At 71.7% G+C, this 17,621-nt stretch carries 15 protein-coding genes; 2 read left to right on the top strand and 13 right to left on the bottom strand.

Features of this window, described 5'->3' with window-relative positions; translation table 11 throughout:
- The first annotated feature begins 92 nt into the window (after nucleotides 1-92).
- Nucleotides 93-953, top strand: coding sequence for a 3-hydroxybutyryl-CoA dehydrogenase (locus tag ABZ920_RS06870; RefSeq protein ID WP_361499575.1), 861 nt, complete (start codon nucleotides 93-95; stop codon nucleotides 951-953).
- A 135-nt stretch (nucleotides 954-1,088) separates the two neighbouring features.
- Here ABZ920_RS06870 and ABZ920_RS06865 read toward each other — a convergent pair whose 3' ends face one another.
- Genes ABZ920_RS06865 through ABZ920_RS06855 form a run of 3 tightly spaced genes read right to left on the bottom strand, consistent with a single transcriptional unit; the run spans nucleotide 1,089 to nucleotide 4,545 of the window.
- Nucleotides 1,089-1,649 (bottom strand): hypothetical protein, encoded by a 561-nt coding sequence (locus tag ABZ920_RS06865; protein WP_361499573.1) that lies wholly within the window; start codon nucleotides 1,647-1,649, stop codon nucleotides 1,089-1,091.
- 51 nt (nucleotides 1,650-1,700) lie between these two features.
- On the bottom strand, nucleotides 1,701-4,013 hold the full coding sequence (locus ABZ920_RS06860) for a DUF6571 family protein (RefSeq protein ID WP_361499571.1): 2,313 nt from the start codon (nucleotides 4,011-4,013) through the stop codon (nucleotides 1,701-1,703).
- A 22-nt stretch (nucleotides 4,014-4,035) separates the two neighbouring features.
- Complete coding sequence (locus ABZ920_RS06855; protein ID WP_361499569.1) at nucleotides 4,036-4,545, bottom strand: hypothetical protein; 510 nt, start codon at nucleotides 4,543-4,545, stop codon at nucleotides 4,036-4,038.
- 397 nt (nucleotides 4,546-4,942) lie between these two features.
- Between ABZ920_RS06855 and ABZ920_RS06850 the strand changes: the two genes are divergently transcribed.
- Complete coding sequence (locus ABZ920_RS06850) at nucleotides 4,943-5,200, top strand: hypothetical protein (protein WP_361499908.1); 258 nt, start codon at nucleotides 4,943-4,945, stop codon at nucleotides 5,198-5,200.
- A 22-nt stretch (nucleotides 5,201-5,222) separates the two neighbouring features.
- On the opposite strand, the gene ABZ920_RS06845 is transcribed toward ABZ920_RS06850, so the two are convergent.
- The 10 genes from ABZ920_RS06845 to infC all read right to left on the bottom strand — a co-directional run bounded on the left by ABZ920_RS06845 (nucleotide 5,223) and on the right by infC (nucleotide 17,253).
- A complete protein-coding gene (locus ABZ920_RS06845; RefSeq protein WP_361499567.1) occupies nucleotides 5,223-5,768 on the bottom strand; it encodes an NUDIX hydrolase in 546 nt (181 codons plus the stop codon).
- A 341-nt stretch (nucleotides 5,769-6,109) separates the two neighbouring features.
- Entirely contained in the window at nucleotides 6,110-7,450 is a 1,341-nt protein-coding gene (locus tag ABZ920_RS06840) for a transcriptional regulator (RefSeq protein ID WP_361499565.1), read from the bottom strand.
- A 418-nt stretch (nucleotides 7,451-7,868) separates the two neighbouring features.
- The gene (locus tag ABZ920_RS06835) at nucleotides 7,869-9,062 is read right to left on the bottom strand and encodes a PP2C family protein-serine/threonine phosphatase (RefSeq protein ID WP_361499563.1); all 1,194 of its coding nucleotides are present in this window, start codon (nucleotides 9,060-9,062) and stop codon (nucleotides 7,869-7,871) included.
- A 495-nt stretch (nucleotides 9,063-9,557) separates the two neighbouring features.
- Nucleotides 9,558-12,110, bottom strand: a complete 2,553-nt coding sequence (gene pheT / locus ABZ920_RS06830) for a phenylalanine--tRNA ligase subunit beta (RefSeq protein WP_361499561.1) — start codon at nucleotides 12,108-12,110, stop codon at nucleotides 9,558-9,560.
- Nucleotides 12,110-13,231, bottom strand: coding sequence for a phenylalanine--tRNA ligase subunit alpha (gene pheS, locus ABZ920_RS06825; RefSeq protein ID WP_361499559.1), 1,122 nt, complete (start codon nucleotides 13,229-13,231; stop codon nucleotides 12,110-12,112). The genes pheT and pheS overlap by 1 nt, the downstream gene beginning before the upstream one ends.
- A gap of 185 nt (nucleotides 13,232-13,416) precedes the next feature.
- Nucleotides 13,417-14,562: an ATP-binding protein gene (locus tag ABZ920_RS06820; RefSeq protein WP_361499557.1), complete on the bottom strand. Its 1,146-nt coding sequence runs from the start codon at nucleotides 14,560-14,562 to the stop codon at nucleotides 13,417-13,419.
- A 90-nt stretch (nucleotides 14,563-14,652) separates the two neighbouring features.
- Complete coding sequence (locus tag ABZ920_RS06815; protein ID WP_361499555.1) at nucleotides 14,653-15,513, bottom strand: RNA methyltransferase; 861 nt, start codon at nucleotides 15,511-15,513, stop codon at nucleotides 14,653-14,655.
- 213 nt (nucleotides 15,514-15,726) lie between these two features.
- Complete coding sequence (gene rplT, locus ABZ920_RS06810) at nucleotides 15,727-16,110, bottom strand: 50S ribosomal protein L20 (RefSeq protein ID WP_055492778.1); 384 nt, start codon at nucleotides 16,108-16,110, stop codon at nucleotides 15,727-15,729.
- Nucleotides 16,111-16,206: 96 nt separating this feature from the next.
- Nucleotides 16,207-16,401, bottom strand: coding sequence for a 50S ribosomal protein L35 (gene rpmI, locus ABZ920_RS06805; RefSeq protein WP_007829094.1), 195 nt, complete (start codon nucleotides 16,399-16,401; stop codon nucleotides 16,207-16,209).
- A gap of 201 nt (nucleotides 16,402-16,602) precedes the next feature.
- The gene (infC, locus tag ABZ920_RS06800) at nucleotides 16,603-17,253 is read right to left on the bottom strand and encodes a translation initiation factor IF-3 (RefSeq protein WP_361499906.1); all 651 of its coding nucleotides are present in this window, start codon (nucleotides 17,251-17,253) and stop codon (nucleotides 16,603-16,605) included.
- Nucleotides 17,254-17,621 lie beyond the last annotated feature (368 nt).

Below are 17,621 nucleotides of genomic sequence, written 5' to 3'. Positions count from 1 at the left end.
CATCGTCACGACGGGGGTAACGTGCACGATCGGAGCAGGCACCCACACCATCGGGCCGCCTGCCACAGCCGTAGATCAGCGAAAGGGACGATGTGACGGACATCGAACGCGTCGGAGTGGTGGGCTGCGGCCAGATGGGCGCGGGCATCGCCGAGGTGTGCGCCCGGGCGGGGCTGGACGTGAAGGTCGCCGAGACCACCGGCGAGGCCCTGGAGATCGGCCGTACCCGGCTGTTCAACTCCCTGGCCAAGGCCGCCGAGCGTGGCAAGATCACCGAGGAGGAGCTCGCGGCGACGCAGGCGCGGCTGAGCTTCACCACCGACCTCGGCGAGTTCGCCGACCGCGACCTGGTGATCGAGGCCGTCGTCGAGAACGAGCAGGTCAAGACCGAGATCTTCCAGGTGCTGGACCAGGTCGTCACCCGGCCGGACGCGATCCTGGCGTCCAACACGTCCTCGATCCCGCTGGTGAGGCTGGCGGTCGCCACCGCGCGGCCCGACCAGGTCATCGGCATCCACTTCTTCAACCCGGCCCCGGTGCAGAAGCTGGTCGAGCTGATCCCGGCCCTCACCACCTCCGAGGGCACCCTGAGCCGGGCGCAGCTGTTCACGGAGAAGGTGCTGGGCAAGCACTCCATCCGCGCCCAGGACCGGTCCGGCTTCGTGGTCAACGCGCTGCTGATCCCCTACCTGCTCTCCGCGATCCGGATGTTCGAGTCGGGCATCGCCAGCCGCGAGGACATCGACAACGGCATGGAGCTGGGCTGCGCGCACCCGATGGGCCCGCTGAAACTGTCCGACCTGATCGGCCTGGACACGGTCGCCTCGGTGGCCTACTCGATGTACGAGGAGTACAAGGAGCCGCTGTACGCCGCTCCCCCGCTGCTCCAGCGGATGGTCGACGCGGGCCGCCTGGGCCGCAAGACGGGCTCGGGCTTCTACACCTACTCCTGACAGCTTCCTGTGGTCCCCGGTCGGTGAGTCCGGACCGGGGACCCAGTGCTCTTCTCCGGCGTGAGACCGCCCTGGCCGATGGCAGACGGCCGATGACCAATTGGCCGGCAAGGACTGCCAGCACGTTGTCCCTCGCTACGCTTTTCTGTCACACGCGTCCGACTTCTCGACCGCCTTGGTGAAGGAGACGATCAGACGCTTCATGGCGTCGGCGTCCTTGTGGTCGGAAACGTAAGCCTGCACTCCGGTGTAGAGCTCTTGCTTGTATTTTTCGTCGACGCAGGCCTCCGTCTTGCCGAAGGCCTGGGTGCCGGAATACACGTATCGCCCCGCGTCCGCGGTCTTCTCCACCCGGTCGAGGGTCTGGCTGCGGACGAAGTACGCCGTGTCACGGCCGCCCTGCCACCATTTCTGGACCGTTCTGACGGCGAGCTTTCCATCCACGGACACATCGCACCAGGTCGCCGAGGCGGTGACTCTGGGCTTGACGGACAGCTTCTTCCCCGGCGGAAGGAACGGAGTGAGCTCCTTGGTGTCGACCTGTGTGCCGCAAAGGGTGTCCGGTACGGAGTAGTCCCTGGTCTCTTCGTCGGCACCGCATCCCGTGACCATGGGGACCAGGACGGCAAGGACGGCGACGGCGACGGCGACGGCAGGACCGGAGCGTGGTGCGGGGACCGGTCGACGGCGGGTCATGGTGTACCTCTCGGAGGGTGCTTGGTATCTGGGGCCGGCTCGGCGACTTGGTCAGGAAGTTGTCCTGCTGCCCGGGGTACGGCCGTCGACGATCGCCTGGGCGTTGTAGAAGCCCTGTTCGCCGCCTTCCCGGGCCCAGGTCTCGGCGTCGGCGGGGTCGACCATGCGGTGGGCTTCCGCGGCCAGCCGAGCTGCCTGGCCCGAGCGGTTGCCATTGCTTTCCAGGCCCTCCTGCCAGAGCAGGCCCCTCGCGTCCTCGGAGTCCTCCAACGCCGTGCTCTCGAAGTCCTGGAACATGGCCTCGAGAACGGTGCCGGTGACGGTGGTGGCGGCACCACCCACGACGGCTCCGACCCAGGGTGTGGCGACGAGGGACGTTCCTGCGCCGATCGCCGTACCGAGACCACCAGAGATGCCGCTTTTGACGAGGTCCATCGAATCCTGGTACGCCTCGTCCTTCTCCTTACCGGCGGACGCCAGTTCCTCCTGGCGCCCCAGGGTGAGGGTGCCGGAGATCTCCCCCGACTTCTCCGCGATTCGCCGTACAACGCCCTCTGTGTCGTCGTCCACGACCTGGTCGGCAGGCAGATCCGGGTTGAGGTGGTACTCCATCAGCTGGCTCATGTAGGCCTTCTGGCCGACCTCTACCGCCGCGTAGCCGTCCGGGCTCTGGCCCACGGCGAACAGGAGCTTCGTCACGTCCCGCGGATCGAGTACGGCCTCTTCGCCGTACATCGGGTACATCTTCTGCGTCTGCTTCCACGACGTCGACTCGTGATCGGTCCGATCAGCGCCGCTGATGGACCGATTGATGTCCGGCAGGTACTCGGAGGCGATCTGCCCCACGCTGTCGAGCATGTGCCCGTATTTGAGCAGACGCTTGTCGGGGTCCTCACCGATGGACGCCACGAGGCGCTCCATGAGCTTGGTCTGGTCGGCGTTGTGGTGCGGTGTGTCCAACGTCGGCCGCTCACCGGCCGGGTGGCCTGTGGTGGCAGCCTCAAGAGCCATCGCCAGGTTGTTCCGTCCCGCGATGCTCTCCTCGTGTTCGGAGTCGAAGTCGGTGGGCCAGTCACGCTCCTCGAAGAGGTACTCGAAGTTGGTCAGCGACCTCTTGACCTCCTTGCCGTTCTTCTTCTCGGTGAAGTCGTGGTCCTCCTCCTTGGTGAGGAAGGTGTCGTTGAAGAAGGACGTCGCGGCGTCCGGGTTGTTCGCGAGGGCCTTGAGGTAACCCGTCATCGGGTCCCAGCCGCTGTCCGTGCCCGTGTGGTGGAGCGTCGCATCGGGACCCAGACGCTGCCAGGCGCCGTGCTGCCCGTTGCCCGTGAACTTCTTCTCCGTGGCCATGAGCTTGTCGCCGTAGCTGTGCAGGAACTGGTTGTCGTAGTCGCCCCAGCGCATCAGGTTGCTCATCACCTGTCCGCCCAGCGGGAAACCACCGCCGCGACCCACGGGCTGGTCGACCAGGGCCACCATCTTGCCCTTCCAGGAGGTCATCGCGGCGCTGTCGCTCTGGGTGGCGTTGGCGAGTGTGAGGCTCAGGTTCTTCTGGAGGTCGCCAAACTGCTCCCGGCGGTCATGGCGCAGGTCCCACCCCGTGTTCGGGTCGGTGACGCCGGCCCAGAAGTCCACTGTCTTCTGCGGTCCGAGCGTGGTGGCGAAGCGTTCGGCGAACAGCGGGTCGGCGGAGTACTTCTTCAGCCCCGCGTTGAGCCGGTCGAATTCAGCGGTGGAGAGCTTCTCCGGGTCCTTCTTGGCGAGGGCCGCCAGGTCGTCGGCCGTCTTGAGCGCTTCGGCCGCTGCGTTGCGGTCCTTGTAACTGGCGTCACCGAAACCGTAGTTCGTCTGGTCGGCCAGTGCCTTGAGGACCTCGCTGGCGGAGTTGTCGCTCTCGGTGGCCTTGCCGAGGATGCCTTGAATCTCATCGCGCAGGGCGTTGACGTCGCTCTGGGTATGGGAGGGCGGGGTGTGGCCTTCCGCCGCGCGGTCCGGGTGGACGTTCATGGTGACGGTGAAACCGCCGTCACCGGTGTCCATCACAGTCAGGTTCTTCGCCAGGCCGCGATCGATCGCGTCCTTCAGCTGGGTTTGGTAGCCCCTCAGCTCCGCGGCGGTGTCCTTGAGGATGCTGTGGACGGACTCGGCCTGGATGTGGGCGTCCTTGATCTCGCCGGCCGCCTTGCCGATGAACTCCTTGGTGACCTGTGAGTTCTCACCGGTCCAGTTCGCCCTGTCGGCCGCTTGGTGCAGGCCCTTCTCGGCGTCCTCGGCGAGGGTTGCGAGGTTGCGGACGATGACCGACCAGTCCTCGACGGCATCGTCGAGCAGTTTGAGGTTGGCGTGGCGCAGAGTGTCGAGATCCATGAGTGGGGCCCCCGTGGTGCGGTTACTTCTTCTTCTCACCGTAGATCGGGTTCTCCTCCCCGGCCGGTCCGACCCGCTCGTCGAAACCGGCGTCGAGGGTGGCGATGCTGCTCATCTGCCGCAGGATGTAGGCCTCGTCACCGTCATGGATCTTCTTGGTGACCTGCATGTGGTTGGCAATGTGCGCGCAGGCGTCGAGGACGGTGTTCAGCTGCGTGGACCATCGGTTCGACACGTGCCGGAGTCCGGAGCCCAGCGCGAATCCCTGCGCGGCCAGGTCGCCCGCCGCCTCGTCGACGCTCGTGTTGTCCAGACGGGCCTGGTCCCAGAGCCGGTTGTGGAGTGTGTGCGCGCGGCTGCCGATCTTGGTGAGGTCCTGCTGGTCGACGTTGAGGTCACCCGTCCTGCCGGGCGCCGTCGGGACCGGCCCCGGGCCGGAGTCGCCGGGATACTGGTTGAGCTGCATGCGTGTCGCGCCCTGCCGGCGCTCCAACGCTTCAGTCTTCAGTTGGTCCCACTCGTCCCACGCCACTGGCCTGCTCCTTGCTCCCCTACCACCGTCGCCAGCAGGCCGAACGGCCCGGACACGGCCAGCGTAGTCATTCGTAGGGGAGTTCCGGGCTACTACTCCGAGTCTCCTTCGCAGTGTCCGCAGGACGTGACCCGGCCCGTGGGTCTCGTCCCCGGAGCGGGAGCCGTTGGACGGCGTTCTCGCCCTGTGGGCCGGCCTTGTCGACTACGCTGCGTCGATCCGCACGGCTCGCGCGGGCCCGGCACCGCCGTACGGTGCCGGGCCCGTGGCATTCACACACCGTGTGCGCGGCGGACCCGCATATGCCCGTCACACACTCTCCTCAGCCGCTCACCAGGCGAGTTGACTCTCCCTGCGCATGCAAGGGATGGAAGACGACTACGGAAAGGAGCGGCTGGTGACCGCCGATCCCGAGCATCCCGTCCTCAACGGAGAACTCGCAGAGTTACGGCGCCGCCTCGACGTGGCCTACGCACGCGTCGAGGGCGGGCTGGCCCTGCTCAGCCATCGCACCGAGGAGACCGCGAAGGAACTGGACGAACTGCACGCCAGGATCATCTCCCTCGAACACGCCCGCTGGCCGCTGCCCACGATCGCGGCCCTCGCGGCCGTCGGGGCACTGGTCGTGGCGGTCTGGCAGGCCCTCGGCCACTGAACGGCCGGGAGCGGCGGGGGGATCAGGGCAGGATGTCCTGCCCGAGCCGGAGATGGTGCAGGAGCAGTAACGCGGCCGCCATGTTGGCGGCCGGGACCTCACCGCGGGCGACCATGTCGGGAACGAGCTTGAGGGGGACCCATTCCCGGCGGTCGGACTCGAAGTCGTCCACGGGGTGCCCGACGTACTCTCCCTCGTCCGCCCAGTAGATGTGGTGCCGGGCGTCGGTGAGGCCGTTGGACGGCTCCACGCTCATGAGGTGGCGCAGGGGCCCCGGCCGCCAGCCGGTCTCCTCCTCCAGTTCCCTGGCGGCCGCGTCGGCGACGTCCTCGCCGTCCTCCACGACGCCCGCCGCGAGTTCCCAGCCCCAGCTGTCGGTGATGAAGCGGTGGCGCCACAGGAGGAGGACCTCGTTGGCCTCGTTGACCACCGTGGCCACGGCGACGGGCCGCATCCGTATGAGGAAGTGGTCGAGGTGCCGGCCGTCCGGCAGTTCGACATCCGCCAGGTTGACGCTGAACCAGCGGTTCGCATACACAGTCTGCTCGTTCTGTTTCGTCCACTGCACGGTTCTGCCACCTTCCGTCGAGTAAGGGGCAATATCGCAGCCCGAACGGCTCGACAGCAGGCGCACGGTGACCGCTCACAGCGCAGGGGTCGGCGCAGGGGGCCGTGCGGGGGTGCGGCGCGGGCCGCCGCGTGACCGTGCCGCGGCCGGTGTGCGGGGACGTCCGGCCGCGTCGGCGGGCCGGCGGCCCGCGCCGGCGGCAAGGCCGTCCGGCCCGGCAGGCCTCGCCCCCCGGCGGTCGTCGGCCCGGCTCGCGGATCGTCCGCCCGGCAGCGGCCGGCCGCTCGGCTCGGCGGGTCGCGCGAACCCGGCCGACGGCGGGTGGCCCCCTCCGGCGGGCGTCACAGAGGCACGCGCAGGGCCCCGTCGATGAGTTCGGCCGCTTCCGCCGTGCCCGCACAGCCGCTGCGCACCAGGTGCTCGCGCACCGCGCGGAGTCTGTCGCGCATCCGCTGCGACTCCATGCCGCGGGCCTGTTCGGCCATCTGCACCGCCGTGGCCACGGCCTTGTCGGCGTTGCCGCGGCGCAGCTCGATCGTGCTGAGCATGGCCAGCCGGTGCACCCGTCCCCGGTCGTGCGCCGGGGTGCCCACGGCCGCCGCCGCGTGCTGCTCGGCGGCGGCCAGTTCGCCGAGGCTGAGCAGCGCCTCCGCCACCTGCACGTTGACCAGGCCCGGCTGCACGTAGCCGGTCTCGTCGGGTTCGTGCCCGCGCCGGATGCGTTCGGCGGCCGCCTCGGCCCGGCGGATGCAGGCCAGGGCGCCGGTGCCGTCGCCGAGATGGGCGTACGCCTTGGCCTGCATGGCGAACAGGTCGGAGGCCAGGGCGGGGGTGATGTGTCGGCCGGCGGTGCGCAGCGCGGCCTCGGCGAAGGCCACGGCCTGGCGGTACTCCTTCATGAACAGGGACTGGTTGACCAGCAGCGCGATCACGTACGCCCCGAGCCCCCTGTCCCCGCTGGCCTTGGCGAGCCGGAGCGCCTGGTGGAAGTAGCGCTGGGCGAGGCCGTGCGCGTCGGAGTCGTAGGCGCAGATCCCGGCGATCGCCACCAGTCCCCCGGTCGCGCGGTGCAGCTGGCGGCCGGTGGCGTCGGTGTAGCCGCCGCGCAGCAGCGGGGCGGCCTCGGCGTTGAGGAAGCCCACGATGCGGCTGCGCGTCGCCACCCCGCCGGCCTTGCGGTACATCTGCTCGTAGTGGCCGCGGGCGGCACGCAGCATGTCGATGTCGGCGGGCGTGACCCGGTGCCGGCCGCCGCGGGAGACGTCGACGTCCTCGGGTGGGTTCTCCCACTCCCACACGGGCATGACGGCGGGCGTGCCGGTGACGGCGGGGGCGCCGAGCAGGTGCGGGCGCTGCTGTTCGTCGGAGCGCCACAGGGCGGTGGCGCGCTCGACGAAGCCCGACAACGAGGTGGCGTGCGGGGCGGACGGCTCACCGGGCACGCCCAGGCCGATGTCGTCGAGCGTGACGGTGCGGTGCAGCCGGGCGGCGAGCACCTCACAGATCAGGTCGGGCACCTGGCCGCGCGGCCGCTGGCCCTTCAGCCACCTCGCGACGGCGGTGTGTTCGTACCGGAGTGCGAGACCGCGTGCCCGTCCGGCCTGGTTCACGTGCGCGGCGAGGCCCGCGTGCGAGATCCCGGCCTCGTCCAGCATCGCGTCGAGCAGAGTGTTGGGCTGCATGGAGGCCCCCGGGTTGGCTCGGTGCCGATAGCGTAGTGCGTTCGGCTTCACACGGGGTGTGAACCGAGTGCCCGGATCCGGCCGGTGTGCGCGCTGTCGCGGAGCGTGCTCCGGCCGGTTGACTGGAGCACCTCGCAAGAGGCCGGCCGGGCCGCCGGCTCCCCCTCGTTTACAGTGCGGCGGTCCGTTCGCCGTCCGCCCGGCTGCCTGCCCACCATCCGTGGCGGGGCGGGCGGCGCCGGCCTGCCCACCCTCCGTGCCGGCCCTGTCGATCGCGACGTGTGCGGGTCCCCTTCCGGCGGGCCGGGGCAGCGGTTCCGTCGCCGCCGAGCCCGGCCTGCACGGAGGCCCGGCCGACGACGGGCGCGGCGCGGTGCCGGTGCGGGCGTCGCGGACCCCGGGGTACGGGCCGGCGGGTCTACAGGCGGCCGGTCGACTGCGGGTGCGGGGTGCCGTGGCGCGCGGCCGGCACTCCGGCGAGGCCGGCGCACGCGGACCGGCCGCGGTCGTTGCGCAGCACGAGGACGGCGACGTCGTCGGCGGGCCGTCTCCCGGTGTGCCGCAGCAGCCGGGTGAGGACGCCGCGCAGCACGGCCTGGGGCGAGACGGCCAGGTCGCCGGCCGTCTCGGCCAGTGCGGCCGGCAGGGGGAAGAAGCGGCCGTGCGCGTCCCGGGCGTCCTCCACACCGTCCGTGTACAGGACGAGCCCGTCGCCGGGCCGCAGGCGGCCGCAGTCGACGGCCGGCAGGTCGGACGGCAGGGGGAAGGCGCCCAGCGGCGGCAGGGGGTCCGCGTCGGCCAGCGGATCGGCGCGAGCCCCGCTGAGCCGGTACGGCCAGGGATGCCCGCAGTTGAGGGCGCGCACCGCCCCGTCCGCGTCGATCTCCAGCAGCAGGACCGTGACGAACTCCTCGGCGACCGGGCTGTCCGGCGGCCGGCCGTTCGACGGGTGCTCGGCCAGCGCCCGCTCGCGCAGGTGTCTGGTCATCGCCCGGTCGAGCCGCCGCAGCACGCCGGCGAGTTCCACCTCGTCGTGGACGGCCTCGCGGAAGCTGCCCAGGACGGCGGCGACCGTCGCGAGGGCGCCGAGCCCGTGTCCGCGGACGTCACCCATCACGACCCGTACGCCGTACTCGGTGGCGATCACCTCGTACAGGTCGCCGCCGACGGCGGCACCGCGGTCGGCCGAGAGCTGCGCCGCCGCGAGGTGCAGTCCGCCGACGCGGGAGGGCAGCGGCCGCAGCAGCACGCTCTGCGCGGCGCCCGCGACCGCGCGGGCCTGCCGCAACTCGCGCAGCAGGGTCCGCCGGACGTGGAGCACGAGCCCGGTGCCCACGGCGAGGAACACGGCGCTGGAGACGAGGCGCGCCCCGAGAGCGGTCTGCTGCGCGAACGGGCAGGCCAGTTTGTAGGTGACGCCCAGGGCACCCCAGGCCGCGGGCGGCCCCAGGGCGAGAGCCCGGCGCAGCGGCGGGTGCCCGGGCCCGCCGCCCGGCGGGCGGCCGGGGCGGCGGGCGCCCGGCGGCCACGCCGGAAGTCCTTCCCGGGCGGACGCCCGGACGACGCTACGGGACCGCGCGCTGCGCGGGGTCCCAGCCCTGATGCGGATCATGCCGATGGTCCCCCATACAGGCCCCGACAGCGCAGATCGGCCCGAGAAGGCCGGTCCGATTCTGTCCAGGGCCTGCCTCGTCAGGACCGCCTCGGCCCGATTTGCCACCCGAACGAGTGAGAGGTGTTGCCGTTCCCTGCATGAATGCAGAGACGACGAAACGACAAAGCGCCCCGAAAGGGACGCAATGTCGTATCACCATGCGCTCGGCCGACGGCCTTCACTCAAGGACCCGCCGTAGATCGCACAGGGGAGCGCCGCACGGCGACGAGCCGCCTCGCGTACGGGACACCGGTGCACGCGGGGCGGCCCACCACCACGGCGAGAGCCGAGCCCGGCGCTCCTCCCAGCGCGGGCCGGGAGGAGCGCCGCGTGGCCGATCCGGACGGAAGCCGCGGCACGGTCACAGAGGGCATCGTTCAGCCCGGGCGAGCCGGGACCGGACGAGTGTGCCGGACCCCGCGTCCCCGGCACACTTCGCCGGACAGCCCCTACCTAGCTCCGCAGCACCGCGCCCAGCCGCTCCGCCGCCAGCGCCACCGCCGCGTCACGGGCGGCCGACGCCTCGTCGACGGTCAGCGTCCGGTCGGCGGCGCGGAAGCGCAGCGCGTACGCCAGCGACTTGCGGCCCTCGCCGAGCTGCTCGGCGTTCTCGTAGACGTCGAACAGGCGGATCGACTCCAGCAGCTCGCCGGCGCCCTCCCGCAGCGCGTCCTCCACGTCGGCCGCCGGGACCGGCCTGTCGACGACGAGGGCGACGTCCTGGGTGGCGACGGGGAAGGTGGAGATGCTCGGCGCCTGCGGGGTGTCGTCGCCGACCCGCTCCAGGGCGTCCAGGTCCACCTCCATCGCGCAGGTGCGCGCGGGCAGGCCGAGCGCCTTCAGCACCCGCGGGTGCAGCTCGCCGGCGTGGCCCACGACCTGCTCGGCGCCGTCCACGACGACCACCAGCTCGGCGCAGCGGCCCGGGTGCCAGGGGCCGTACTGGCCCTTGCGGACGATCAGGTCCGCGCCGGCCTCACGGGCCACGGCGCGCGCCGCCTCGGCCGCGTCGGCCCAGTCGGCGGGGCGGCCCTTGCCCCACCAGCCGGCCTGCTCGCGCGCGCCGGCGAGGACGACGGCCACGTGGCGCGGCTGCTCGGGCAGCGCGGCCGTCAGCTCGGCGATCTCGCCGTCGGTGGGACGCCGGTCGACGGGCAGCCGGACGGCGACCCGCTGCTCCTCGCGGGCGGGGGCCTCCCCCGCCTCGGCGGAGCCGGCGGTCCGGGGCAGGAAGACCAGCCCGGTCTCGAACAGCGCCAGGTCGTGGCTGCCCCGGCCGTCATTGCGGCGCAGCGCGGCCAGCAGGCCCGGCAGCAGCGTCGTGCGGAGCGCGGGCTCCTCGTCGCTGAGCGGGTTGACCAGCCTGACCACGCGGCGGGCGGGGTCGTCGGCCGCCAGGCCGAGCTGGTCGAAGACCTGCTCGCTGACGAACGGGTAGTTCGGCGCCTCGACGTAGCCCGCTCCGGCCAGCGCCCGGCCCACCCGGCGGTGCAGCCGCTGCCGGTGGGTCAGGCCGCGGCCCGCGGGCAGCTTGGGCAGCCGGGAGGGCAGGTTCTCGTAGCCCTCCAGGCGGATGACCTCTTCGGCCAGGTCGTTCGGGTCGGTCAGGTCGGGCCGCCAGGACGGGACGGTGACGGCCAGCTCGTCGGTGGCGGGGCTTCCGACGACGGCGCAGCCGATCTCCTGCAGCCGCCGCACGACGGTCTCGCGGCCGTACTGGACGCCCGCGACCTTGTCCGGGTGGTCCGCCGGGATGGTGATGGTGCGCGGCGCGGTGGGCGCGGCGACCTCGGTGACGCCGGCGTCGGCGGTGCCGCCCGCGAGCAGCACGAGCAGGTCGACGGTGCGCTGGGCCGCCGCGGCGGCGGCCTGCGGGTCGACGCCCCGCTCGAAGCGGCGGGAGGCCTCCGAGGACAGCTTGTGACGGCGGGCCGTGCGCGCGACGGAGACCGCGTCGAAGTGCGCCGCCTCGATGACGACCTCGGTGGTGGTGCCCTCGGAGTCGTCGATCTCGGTGTGCGCGCCGCCCATGACGCCCGCGAGGCCGATGGGGCCGCGGTCGTCGGTGATGACCAGGTCCTCGGCGTCCAGGACGCGCTTGACGCCGTCGAGGGTGGTGAGCTTCTCGCCCGGCTCGGCCCGGCGGACGCCGATGGCGCCCTGGATCCGGTTGCGGTCGTAGGCGTGCAGCGGCTGGCCCAGCTCCAGCATCACGTAGTTGGTGATGTCGACCGCGAGGGAGATCGGGCGCATGCCGGCCTTCTGCAGCCGGCGCTGCAGCCAGATCGGGGAGCGCGCCTCGGGGTCGAGGCCGGAGACGGTGCGGGCGGTGAAGCGGTCGCAGCCGCTCGGCTCGGCGATCCGCACCGGGTAGCCGAAGGCGTTCGGGGCGGGCACGTCGAGCAGGGCGGGGTCGCGCAGCGGCAGGCCGTAGGCGATCGCGGTCTCGCGGGCGACGCCGCGGATCGACAGGCAGTAGCCGCGGTCGGGCGTGACGGCGATGTCCAGGACCTCGTCGACCAGCTGGAGCAGCTCGACGGCGTCGCTGCCGACCTCGCTCTCGGGCGGCAGCACGATGATGCCGTGGCTGCCGTCGTCGCCCAGGCCCAGCTCGTCGCCGGAGCAGATCATGCCGTGCGACGTCCTGCCGTAGGTCTTGCGGGCGCTGATCGAGAAGCCGCCGGGCAGCACGCCGCCCGGCAGGACCACGACGACCTTGTCGCCGACGGCGAAGTTGCGGGCGCCGCAGACGATCTCCTGCGGCTCACCGGTGCCGTTGGCCCGGCCGACGTCGACGGTGCAGAAGCGGATCGGCTTCTTGAAGCCCTCCAGCTCCTCGATGGTCAGCACCTGGCCGACGACGAGCGGCCCCTTGAGGTCGGCGCCGAGCTGCTCGACGGTCTCGACCTCGAGGCCGGCCGAAATGAGCTTGGCCTGGACGTCGCGCCCGGTCTCCGTCGCCGGCAGGTCGACGTACTCCCGCAGCCAAGAAAGCGGGACCCGCATCAGATCTCCATCCCGAACGGCCGGGTGAACCGGACGTCACCCTCGACCATGTCTCGCATGTCTTCGACGTTGTGGCGGAACATCAGCATCCGCTCGATGCCGAACCCGAAGGCGAAGCCGCTGTACTTCTCCGGGTCGACGCCGCAGGCGGCGAGGACCCGCGGGTTGACCATGCCGCAGCCGCCGAGCTCGATCCAGCCCTCCGACGAGCAGGTGCGGCAGGGCCGGTCGGGGTTGCCGACGGACTCGCCCTTGCAGACGTAGCAGAGCATGTCCATCTCGGCGCTCGGCTCGGTGAACGGGAAGAAGTTCGGCCGCAGCCGGGTCTTCATGCCCGCGCCGAACAGCGACTGGACCATGTGGTCCAGGGTGCCCTTGAGGTCGGCCATGGTCAGGCCCTCGTCCACGGCGAGCAGCTCGACCTGGTGGAAGACGGGCGTGTGCGTGGCGTCCAGCTCGTCGGTGCGGTACACGCGGCCGGGACAGATCACGTACACCGGCAGCTCGCGCGCGAGCAGGGAGCGGATCTGCACGGGCGAGGTGTGGGTGCGCAGCACGACACCGGACTCGGTGCCGCCCTCGGGGCCCTGCACGAAGAAGGTGTCGGCCTCGCCGCGGGCCGGGTGGTCCGGGCCGATGTTCAGGGCGTCGAAGTTGAACCACTCGGCCTCGGCCTCGGGGCCCTCGGCGACCTCGTAGCCCATGGCCACGAAGATGTCCTCGATGCGCTCCGACAGCGTGGTCAGCGGGTGCCGGGCGCCGGCCGGGACCCGGTCGTACGGCAGCGTGACGTCGACGTCCTCCTCGACGAGCACGCGGGCGTCCCGCTCGGCCTCCAGCTCCGCCTGCCGGGCGGCCAGCGCCTTGTTCACCGCGCCGCGGGCCTGGCCCACGCGCTTGCCGGCGTCGGCCTTGGCGTGCGGGGGCAGGGCGCCGATCTCGCGGTTGGCGAGGGAGAGCGGGGAGGCCGGGCCGGTGTGGGCGACCTTGGCCTCGTGCAGCGCGTCGAGGGAGTCCGCGGCGGCGAAGGCGGCGAGCGCCTCGTCCCGCATGCGCTCGATCTCTTCCGGTTTCAACGCCTCGACCTCGACAGGGTCGTACGACTTATTGGGTGCCGACATCTCTTCCCGTGCTTCCGATTGTCCCCAGCTGACGCTGGGAGGTGCCCCCAGGCTGACGGTCCTCTGACGGTCCTCGTCCCCGACTCGTGGACGAATCGTCTCCGTTTCCGGGACGCAAGGTGCCAAGGGCCGAGTCTAACGGGGCGGGGCCGAGCGAATGCGCCCGTGGGTCCTCGGGCCGGCGGCTACAGCAGGTGCGCCGGGGTCCCCACGGGCAGGGTAAATCGGAACTCGGCTCCCCCGCCGGGGGCCCGCCCGACCGTGATGGTGCCGCCGTGGGCCTCGACGATGCCCTTGACGATGTACAGCCCGAGGCCCGTGCCACCGCGCTTGCTGCCCCGCCAGAAGCGGGTGAAGACGCGGTTCATGGACTCCTCCGGGATGCCGGTGCCCTCGTCGCTCACCGTGACCGACGTGGACGTGCTCTCCTCGCCCTCCCCGTCGCGCGGGGACGGCGAGGCCGTGACCTCAATGGTGACGGTTCCCTCGCCGTGCCGCACGGCGTTTTCGATGAGGTTGCCGAGCACCTGGTCGATCTTGTCCGGATCGGCCCACAGCGCCGGCAGCGGCTGGTCGATGCGCAGCAGGAAGCGGTCGGCGGGCTGTCCGGCGGCGACGTAGGCCTGGATGTGCCGGCCGACCGCCGCGCCGATGTCGACCGGCTGGCGGCGCACCTCGAGGCGGCCGGAGTCGATGCGGGATATGTCGAGCAGTTCGGCGATCAGCCGGGTGACGCGGTCGGCGTCGGCGTCGACGGTCTCCAGCATCAGGCGCTTCTGGTCGTCGGTGAAGCGGTCCCACTTGGCGAGCAGGGTGGCGGTGAAGCCCTTGACGGAGGTGAGCGGCGAGCGCAGCTCGTGCGCCACGGTGGCGATCAGCTCGGCGTGGCTGCGTTCGGTGCGGCGGCGGGCCTCGGTGTCCCGGAGGCAGACGACGACGCGGCGGACCGGGCCGGTGGGGTGGTCGCGCACGTAGCGCGCGGAGACGAGCACCTCGCGCCCGCCGTGCAGCAGCACGTTGCGCTCGGGCTGGCCCGCGCGGATCGCGAGCCCCCCGTAGGGGTCGGTCAGCTGCCACCAGCGCCGGCCCTCGAGGTCCTCCAGGGGCAGGGCCGCCTCGAGCCGCTGTCCGAGGGCCTCCTCGGCGGGGACGGCGGTGATGCGGGCGGCAGCCGCGTTGAAGCAGACGACGCGGCCGTCCTCGTCGGCGATCACCAGGCCGTCGGGCAGGTCGTCGGGGTCGACGCCGAGCGCGGCGGGATCACCGTGCCGGGGCGCGGGCGGCCTGCGCGCGTCCCGCGTTCCCGGTGCGCCGCTCGTGCCCACGCTCATCCCCGTACCCCACCCTTCCGACGGTGCCGGGGGCACCCTGCCGCCCGAGCACAGCGAGAGCCTGGGGGAGCCCCCGAGCTGGCCACCCTACTAGCTCTCGGTGACGGAGCGGCACCCTCCGGAGGCGCGCTGTGCACGGGCCGACGCGTAGAGACATACGGCGGCGGCGGTCGCGAGGTTCAGGCTCTCCGCCTTGCCGTGGATCGGGACGCGGACGACGGCGTCGGCGAGGGTGCGGGTCTCCTCCGGCAGCCCCCAGGCCTCGTTGCCGAACACCCAGGCGGTGGGGCCGCCCATGGTGCCCTTGTCGAGCTCGTCGTCGAGGTCGTGCGGGCCGGCGCCGTCGGCGGCGAGGACGCGGACGCCGGCGTCCTTCAGGCCGCCGATGGCCTGCTCCACGGGGACGCCGACGGCGACGGGCAGGTGGAAGAGGGAGCCGACGGAGGCGCGGACGGCCTTGGGGTTGTACAGGTCCACGGAGGCGTCGGTCAGGACGACCGCCTCGGCGCCGGCGGCGTCGGCGCAGCGCAGGACGGTGCCGGCGTTCCCCGGGTCGCGCACGTGGGCGAGGACGGCGACCAGGCGGGGACGCGCGGCGAGGATCCGCGCGAACGGGGTGTCGAGGAAGCGGCACACCCCGACCAGGCCCTGGGGCGTGACGGTGGTGGAGATGTCGGCGATGACCTCCTCGGCGGCGAGGTGCACGCGGGCACCGGCGGCACGTGCCTCGCCGACGATGTCGGCGTACCTCTCGGCGGCCTCCACGGTGGCGAACAGCTCGACGAGCGTGGCGGTGCCGCCGTCCCGGTGCGCCGCCGCCTCCCGCACGGCCTGCGGTCCCTCCGCGAGGAAAAGCCGCTCCTTGCCCCGGAAGTTCCGCCTGGCGAGCCGGCGGGCGGCGCTGACGCGGGGCGAGCGGGGGGAGATCAGCTCGGGCGTGGCGGGGGGCATGCTCTTCACCTTCGGAGACTCGGTCGCGCCGCCACGGGTGATCGGCCACGACGGCGGATACGGGGGTCGCCCACGCCGTCCAGGCGGTGGGGGCGCCGGACCGGACGGAACGGCGCGCGGCGCGTGACGGGCCGCACGCGGACACAGCAGGACCCGCAGGCCGTCACGGCCTGCGGGTCCGAACAGTCGCGTCGGCGGAGGGCCGGCGCAGCGTCACGCAGCCTTGGGGGCGTTGACGTCCGCCGGGAGCGCCTTCTGGGCGACCTCGACGAGCGCGGCGAACGCACCGGCGTCGTTGACGGCCAGCTCCGCCAGGATCTTGCGGTCGACCTCGACGTTCGCGGCCTTCAGACCCTGGATGAAGCGGTTGTAGGTGATGCCGTTGGCGCGGGCAGCGGCGTTGATGCGCTGGATCCACAGCTGACGGAAGTCACCCTTGCGCTTCTTGCGGTCGTTGTAGTTGTAGACCAGCGAGTGGGTGACCTGCTCCTTGGCCTTGCGGTACAGGCGCGAACGCTGACCGCGGTAGCCGGAGGCCTGCTCGAGGATCGCCCGGCGCTTCTTGTGGGCGTTGACTGCCCGCTTGACGCGTGCCACTTGTTAACTCCTTGTAGCGGGGCCGTGGGTGTCGTCACACGGCCCGGAAACGATTGGGTCCCGGTCCAGACGCGCGGCGCTCGAGGCGCCGGGACGTCACTTGCCGAGAAGCTTCTTGATCTTCTTGGCGTCGCCCGGGGCCATCTCGGCGTTGCCGGTGAGGCGACGCGTCAGACGGGACGACTTGTGCTCGAGCAGGTGGCGCTTGCCGGCGCGCTCACGGAGCACCTTGCCGGAGCCGGTGACCTTGAAGCGCTTGCTGGCACCGCTGTGCGACTTGTTCTTCGGCATGGCGCCGTTCTCTCCTCGTCGGTGGCGCTCCCGTGCCCGGTCGCAAAACCGGGCACGGTGGTGGGAGCGTCGCTCTTGTGTCGGTTACATCCTGGGACGGGCGTCCCCGGTGGTGGTCCGGACGTCTCCGGACGTCGTGCCGTTCCCGAAGGGACCGGACGTCCGGTCCGTCCGGTGTCCCGGGGCCGTGGAGCCCCGGGATCAGGCCTCGGCCGGGGCCTCGGTGTCAGCGTCGGCGTCGGCGTCGGTGTCGGCGGGATTCTGCGAGCGGCCGGGGTTGGCCTTCGCGTCCGCCTTGCGGGCCTCCTGCGCCTGACGGGCCTCGGCCATCGCCTCGGTCTTCTTCTTGTGCGGACCGAGAACCATGATCATGTTGCGGCCGTCCTGCTTCGGGTTCGACTCGACGAAACCGAGGTCCTGGACGTCCTCCGCGAGGCGCTGCAGCAGCCGGTAGCCCAGCTCGGGCCGGGACTGCTCGCGGCCGCGGAACATGATCGTGATCTTGACCTTGTCGCCCTGCTTGAGGAACCGGACGACGTGACCCTTCTTGGTGTCGTAGTCGTGCGGGTCGATCTTCGGCCGGAGTTTCATCTCCTTGATGACCGTGTGCGCCTGGTTCTTGCGCGCCTCACGGGCCTTCATGGCCGACTCGTACTTGAACTTCCCGTAGTCCATGAGCTTGCACACGGGCGGACGGGCGTTCGCCGCGACCTCGACCAGGTCCAGGTCGTACTCCTGCGCAAGCTCCAGTGCCTTGGCCAGGGGGACGATGCCCACCTGCTCGCCACTGGGACCGACAAGTCGCACCTCGGGAACGCGAATCCGGTCGTTGATGCGGGGCTCGGCGCTGATGGATCCTCCTCGGTAGCACCACGCGACGGTCTGGCGGACAGCCGCGTAACGTCTGTGTTCGTTAGACCTAACCGCGCCGAAGCAGAAAAAATGCCCCGGACGATCACAGGCGGGGCTCCTCGAACTACCGGAACAACCGCCGCGGTGACCGCGGGGCGTACTATCGGGCGGACCGCCGTCGCGAGGACGGAGCCGCCTGACCGGTGACCCGCCGCCCCTGGGAGCGGTCAGGTGGGAGTTCGAAAGCCTCCACTTGTGGGCCGGGCCCGTATGTCCGGGACATGCGCGTCCGGCCGGTCGTCACACAAGGTTAGCAGCTCGCCGGGGGTGGTGCGAATCAGGCCGCGGGGCCCTCCCGCGGCCGGGCT

This window comes from Streptomyces sp. NPDC046831, from assembly GCF_040645305.1.
Lineage (GTDB): Bacteria > Actinomycetota > Actinomycetes > Streptomycetales > Streptomycetaceae > Streptomyces.
Note: the sequence above shows the minus strand (reverse complement) of the source record. Positions and strands in the feature narration are given on the sequence as shown.